Raw genomic sequence first — 5,698 nt, forward strand, 5'->3', positions numbered from 1 at the left:
GCGGCGACTGGACCAGCTACGCCGCCGAAGTCAGCCGCCGGACCGAACCATGAGAACGGGCATTCAGACAGTTCCAATAACCGACGTCGCCAGAGCGGATCACCGAAGTCCGCACCCGCGCCGCGGTCAACCGCGTCGCCGACCATCAGTTCGACGGGTCCGGCCAGCGGATCTGGCGCGAAGCCAGCGCCCTGCTGGACAGCGAACGCGCCCGGATGCGGGTCGGACAGGTGGCCGTCCCCTACGGGGTCTGCACCGAACCGTCCAACGTCCAGGCCGGCGGTGGCGCCTGCCCATTCCGCTTCCGCTGCCTGGGTTGTTCCCACTTCCGCACCGACGTGTCCTACCTGCCCGAGCTGCGATCTCACCTCGACCGGCTTCTGGCAGACCGCGAACGGGTGCTGGCCGCGACCGAACTGGAGACCTGGGCCCGCACCGAAGCGACGCCCAGCGACACCGAGATCGACAAGATGCGTGCTCTCATCCGCCGCGTCGAACGCCACGTCGACGACCTCACCAGCGGGGAACGAGACCAGATCAACGAGGCAATCAAGGTGCTCCGCACCACGCGTCAAGTCGTCAGCATCGGCATGCCAACCTTCACTACGCCCGGCGACGATGTCCGGGCCATCGGAAAGGCGACGTCGTGAGCGGCTCACTGCTTCATGAGGACGAGAACAGCGCCCTGGTGAGGTCACGGCGACGCGACACCGCTCGCCGGCGTCTGCAGGTCCACAACGCCCTGGCCCAACTGCGAACCGAAGGAGCGACCATCACCGTCTCAGCGGTCGCCCGCGCAGCCCGAGTGCACCGAAGCTTCATCCACCGCCATCCCGACCTGCACGCCGCGCTGGAAGCAGCAGCGGCTCGACCAGCCGACCCTATCCCAGGCAACAGCACCACCAGTTACGCCTCCATGAAGGCCGATCTGCTCAACGTCCGAGCCCACAACGCCCGGCTGCAGCACCGGCTCGGCGCCCTGCAAGCCCGCCTATCCGAGGACCTCGGCGAAGCCGCGTTCCGCGGCAGTGGCCTGGGAGCACCCGACGACATTCGTGGCCTGCACCAGAACCTGATCGACAGCGAGCAACAGATACAGGAGCTGCGCAGACAACTCGAAGAACGCACCGACGAGCTCGCCGCGGCCCGAGCAGCCAGTCGCGAACTGATGACCCAGCTCAACAGCCCACGCCGCACCGGCCACTGAGGGCAGCGAGCGGATCGCCTCTCATGGGCCGGCTCCACGTCGAGCGGATTCAGCTCTGCACTCGTGGCTGGGGTACGCGATATCGGTAACGTGCGCAATCTCCCGATCAGGTCTCCGCTGGCGGTGTGTGTGCTGCAGACAACTGCGGTCAGCACTACTCCAACTATCGGGAGGGTGTCGACCATCCGCCGTCACAACTCGCGGGTTTCACCGTTGGACTGCCGTCACGAGCTGCCTTGTTTGCGTGCGAACGAAGCTCCTCCGGCTAGGGTCAAACGCATGGAACCGGAGCAATTGGTCAGCATGGCGATCGAGGCGGCTGAGGAGGGATTGTCTGCCGGCGAACTGCCGATCGGGGCGGTGCTGGTGTCAGGCGGCGAGGTCATCGGCCGTTCGTTCACCCAGGAGAAAGCGCAGGCTCGCCGGTTGGTGCATGCCGAGCTCTTGGCGATGAACGCGGTGGATCGCCAGTGGGGTTGGGACGAGCGCCCTGGACCTTTGGTTCTCGCAACCACCTTGGAGCCCTGCTTGATGTGCCTCGGCGCCGCGATGACGATGTGCGTGAGTGAGATCTACTACGCGCTCGCGTCGCCTGGCGACGGCGCCTCTGGTGTCGCCGCCAAGTGGCAGCCGGCCGCGCCGGACACGCCGTTCTCTCGTCTCCCCAAATTGATGGGCGGCTTGCTGTCTGACCAAGTTCGCACCTTGTTCGCCCGCTACGCCGAAACTGCCACCGGCGAAGGGGCTCGCCAGTGGGCCCGTGGACTCGCCGAGCAGCCAACCTAGTTGCCGTGTCGCCGTCAGGTGCTCACGCCGCAGAATCCTCGCGCGAGTGCATCTGGCTGGCGATACTGGCCGCGCCCTTGGTGATCACTGGGACTTGGTCAGCGCCGTAAAGATCGTGAGTGCGTCCGAGATCGCAGCGACGTCGTGGGTGCGGATGAAGTCCGCGCCTTGACCTGCTGCATACAACTCTGCAGCCACAGTGGCCGGTCCGATGTCGACGAGATCGCTGCCGGTCAGAGCGCGAAGGAACGACTTCCTGGAGGGTGAGACCAAGACCGGCAGGCCGAACCGAGCCTTCATCTCACTGAGCCCCGCCAGCACCATGACAGACGGCTCCGGGGTACTGCCAAGGAAGTATCCGAGTCCTGGATCGATCACCAGACGGTCGCGGTCAACGCCAGCTGCCTGGAGATCGCCGAGGCGATCGCGGAAGAACCGCTCGAGCCCCTGTTGGACCGTCGACGCATCGGTCCGCACCTTAGTAGCTGGACCACGGCGCTGGACCGAGTGCACCACGATGAGCGCGCAGCCGCTGTCGGCCAACTCGGCATATCGTTCCGGATCGGGGAAACCCTGGATGTCGTTGAGATACGTCGCGCCGTGAGCGGCGGCGAAGCGCTGCGTCTGGGGCATGAATGAGTCGACCGATACAGGAACGCGGGCGGCCACGAGCTCCTCCATGACGTCGGCCAGCCGTCGGATCTCCTCTTCGGCACTCACTCGCTGGGCGCCAGGATGGCTGGCCGCAGCGCCGAGATCGATAACGTCGGCACCTGCCCGGATCAGGCGCCACGCCTGCGCCAACGCATCCTCGGTCGCCAGAAACCTGCCGCCATCGGAGAACGAGTCAGCAGTGATGTTGACGATCCCGACCAGCCGAGGCTTTGCCGCCGACAATGCCGAAGCAGTGAATTCATGCACCACGTCGTGCCTCCCAGAGAGTCCCAGAGGCCCAGGCGCGCGGCACGACGTCACATGACGGGGCCGCTCCACGATGGTGATCCATCCAGACGCCAGTCACGGCCCAGCAGGCACTCTACCCACATCACAAGGCTGACAGTGTCTGGCACCTCGTATCCCAGGCCCGACACGCGCCTTGGCACGCGACCGCGATTGGGCCCCGTCGTAACACGTCAGCCAGACTGGACTGCCGACCGAGTGACCGTGACGCACTCGCTGGAGGAAGCGCTGGCTGCAGCCGCCAGCGAAGAGGTATTCATCGCAGGCGGTGAACAGATCTATCGGGACGCTCTTCCTATTGCCGACCGGCTCGAAGTCACAGAGGTCGACCGGCAGCCCGACGGCGATGTGTTCTTCCCAGAGATCAACCAAGCCGACTGGCGCGAAATTGCTCGCAACCAAGTGACGGCTACACATTCCTCACCTACGAAAGGGTCCGTCCAGCCAGCGGCAACGGCGACCGAACATGCTCACCTTCTGACACGCAGGGACGCCACCTCGTCATCGACGACAGGTGTCGTTCACGCGCAGTCCACTCATGATCTCGTGCCTGACCAGGCCAAACGCTCATCTAGCCAGCGCACCGAACGCCCACTCCCCTACAGAATTCACCCGGAGCCAGTCCCGGCGGCCGCCGGCGTATCGGGAGCTCGCACCTTTCACGACTAGGCTCGATGCCTATCGCCTCGGGCAGTACGTCGAACCACTCCCGGGCCTCCTCGATGTCGGCGGTCACCGGTGACAGCTGCAGCGGCAGAGCCCACCGCGCAGCGAGCTGTTCCAGCCGGCCCCGGCGAACGGTCCAGCGCTGCGTGCGCAGATCGACTCCGCCGATCGCCAGCAGGTCGAACGCGACGTACGACGCCGGCGCCGCAGCGACCAGGGCACGGGCCTTCGAGGGGGCGGTGACCAGGCGCCGCTGGAGCGCGTCGAAGCTGAGCCGGCCGTCGACCAGGATCACCAGCTCGCCGTCTATCTTGAGCCGGCTGCTGGATAGTGCTGTGTTGCTTGGCCGTGAGCGTCGTGGACATGTCAACGACGGCGAGGTTGATCTGGTTGCCGCCGCTCACCGGCCGGTCGAGGTATGAGCTGTCTCGGTCTACCGTCCTCGCCAGGCCAAACCACCTGCCTGACGACCTCGAAAGCGACCCAGCCGAGACGCGGATCAGCTCAGCCGGTGGCAGCACCGGAACGGAGTTCGGCTAACGCGGCCTGGGCTTCTTCGATGACCTCACGCCGGCCAGGCGCGACCGGTAGAGCAAGCACGTGCTCCAGCGCCCTTCGATAAGCCTCACTGAAGGCGGACCGGGCGTCCACCTCGACATCCGGAGAGACGCCGACACCCTCCCAGTTCGTCCCAGACACCGGATTGAGCGCGCGCTGCACCGGCACAGACGCCTCCAAATGCGGATGGACCCTGAAACCCTCCCGCGGGTGAGCGCCGCCCCGTGTGCGCTCGCCGACCACGACGGCCCGGCCGAGCTGCTGCAGGTTGTACGTCAGCTCCTCTGACGCGGAGAACGTGGTCGAGCTGGTCAGCACCCAGATCGGCTTGGTGCCGCCGAACCGTGGCCCGGTGACCGGGACCGTCCAATACTGCCGGACCGCTCCGCTGGAAGGAGTGACCAGGTCGTTCAGATGAACCGGTTCGCCCTCGAAGAAATAGCTGCACACCAAGGCCACCATCTCCGGTGAGCCACCCCCGCAGCTGCGCAGATCCAGCAGCAGCGCGTCTGTGGCCCACAGCAACGACATAGCCCCGGCAACCGCGGTACCGGCGAACCTCGGGTCGTAGAGCGACGGCCTGATCTCCAGCACGCCGACATTCCCGGAGAGACGTTCTACCCGGGCCATCCCGGCAGCGGTCAGCTCGACATGCCGGACCCACGCCTCCTCGTCCCCGGCAGGGTCCTCCTCGTCGCCGACCTGATCGTCGACGTGGTAGAGCAGCGACAGATGCTTGTCCCCGTTAATCGCCTGAATGTCCGCCGTCACCCGCTCGGCGAGGGCCACCGGCTCGGTGAGGTCGTCGTACCGGCCGTTCTGCTGGTCGGCGATCAAACGGTCGGCCAACGTCGGGAAACACGTAATGCTCGCGGACCAAGGCCGCGACTTGGTCGATGACTGCCTTGATCTCGTCTGTACGCATCTAGCCAGTGAAGCACCGCCCTAACCAGCGTCGTCGGGATATACCTCCCGACCCGTCATGATCGGTCAGAGCAAGCGCGTCGGCGATCACAGTGGGACTCAAGCCGTTCGGGCCAGCCACCCGCTATACCCGCATGGCTCCCCCGCAGCGTCGTAGACCCCGCAGACCTAGAGCGTCCACAACACAAGACAGGGACCTTCATCGGCAAGTCGTCGACGTGTTGTACGACCCTCTGAAGGCCTCAGATAACGCCATCCAATACGCAGCCGTCGGGCAAGATCCGCGCGGCGGCGGCAATGTCGGGGAACCGATCGGTCAGGTCTTTGCGTTGCCGCGACCAGATCCGCGCGGTGTCGCCACGGCGCAAAATACTGGCTCTAAAGCCGTCCCACTTCGGTTATGTGTGTTTGACACTGTCCGGTGGTGGTCGCTGGTCTAGCCTCCGGGCTCATGTCTTCTCCTGGTTGGCGGGTGCATTTCACTCGTCGTGAGCTGTCGTGGAGTTGCGTCCAGCAGAGTGGTGTACGGCAGGCCCGGTGACGGGCGTGGCGTCGGCGCATAGAGGCGGTCATCGCGTGATCCTTTGGAAGACCTTC

7 protein-coding genes, 1 pseudogene and 1 riboswitch are annotated in these 5,698 nt (G+C 65.5%); of the genes and pseudogenes, 4 read left to right on the plus strand and 4 right to left on the minus strand.

Translation table 11 applies throughout. The features are described 5' to 3' along the window. Positions 1-215 precede the first annotated feature (215 nt). From EV643_RS43580 to EV643_RS43590, 3 genes are all read left to right on the plus strand, one after another. A complete protein-coding gene (locus tag EV643_RS43580) occupies positions 216-650 on the plus strand; it encodes a hypothetical protein (RefSeq protein WP_202870075.1) in 435 nt (144 codons plus the stop codon). Next, positions 647-1,207, plus strand: a complete 561-nt coding sequence (locus tag EV643_RS43585; protein ID WP_202870076.1) for a DUF6262 family protein — start codon at positions 647-649, stop codon at positions 1,205-1,207. Before EV643_RS43580 ends, EV643_RS43585 begins: the two co-directional genes overlap by 4 nt. Before the next feature lie 279 nt (positions 1,208-1,486). Continuing rightward, on the plus strand, positions 1,487-1,993 hold the full coding sequence (locus EV643_RS43590) for a nucleoside deaminase (RefSeq protein ID WP_133806111.1): 507 nt from the start codon (positions 1,487-1,489) through the stop codon (positions 1,991-1,993). Positions 1,994-2,077: 84 nt separating this feature from the next. Here the strand turns inward: EV643_RS43590 and folP are convergent, their stop codons facing one another. Then, positions 2,078-2,869 carry a dihydropteroate synthase gene (gene folP / locus EV643_RS43595; protein ID WP_370452455.1) on the minus strand — a complete coding sequence of 264 codons (792 nt, stop codon included), beginning with the start codon at positions 2,867-2,869 and terminating at the stop codon, positions 2,078-2,080. A 67-nt stretch (positions 2,870-2,936) separates the two neighbouring features. After that, positions 2,937-3,024: riboswitch (ZMP/ZTP riboswitch) on the minus strand. Positions 3,025-3,052: 28 nt separating this feature from the next. Between folP and EV643_RS47150 the strand changes: the two genes are divergently transcribed. Next, on the plus strand, positions 3,053-3,622 hold the full coding sequence (locus EV643_RS47150; RefSeq protein ID WP_370452454.1) for a dihydrofolate reductase: 570 nt from the start codon (positions 3,053-3,055) through the stop codon (positions 3,620-3,622). Here the strand turns inward: EV643_RS47150 and EV643_RS43605 are convergent. From EV643_RS43605 to EV643_RS47155, 3 genes and pseudogenes are all read right to left on the minus strand, one after another. Further along, the gene (locus tag EV643_RS43605) at positions 3,525-3,914 is read right to left on the minus strand and encodes a DNA ligase-like domain-containing protein (protein ID WP_202870078.1); all 390 of its coding nucleotides are present in this window, start codon (positions 3,912-3,914) and stop codon (positions 3,525-3,527) included. The two genes, EV643_RS47150 and EV643_RS43605, sit on opposite strands and share 98 nt — an antisense overlap. A 209-nt stretch (positions 3,915-4,123) precedes the next feature. Then, positions 4,124-5,026, minus strand: a complete 903-nt coding sequence (locus EV643_RS43610) for a S41 family peptidase (protein WP_202870079.1) — start codon at positions 5,024-5,026, stop codon at positions 4,124-4,126. Positions 5,027-5,343: 317 nt separating this feature from the next. After that, positions 5,344-5,484 (minus strand): annotated as a pseudogene (locus tag EV643_RS47155) (ATP-dependent DNA ligase); the annotation flags it as partial. Positions 5,485-5,698: the final 214 nt, after the last annotated feature.

Origin of the sequence: Kribbella caucasensis, assembly GCF_004361855.1 — a bacterium.
Taxonomy (GTDB): Bacteria; Actinomycetota; Actinomycetes; order Propionibacteriales; family Kribbellaceae; genus Kribbella; species Kribbella caucasensis.

Coding starts and splice junctions, on each gene's coding strand:
- EV643_RS43580 (WP_202870075.1), top strand. CDS start 216: ATGCGGGTCGGACAGGTGGCCGTCCCCTACGGGGTCTGCACCGAACCG.
- EV643_RS43590 (WP_133806111.1), top strand. CDS start 1,487: ATGGAACCGGAGCAATTGGTCAGCATGGCGATCGAGGCGGCTGAGGAG.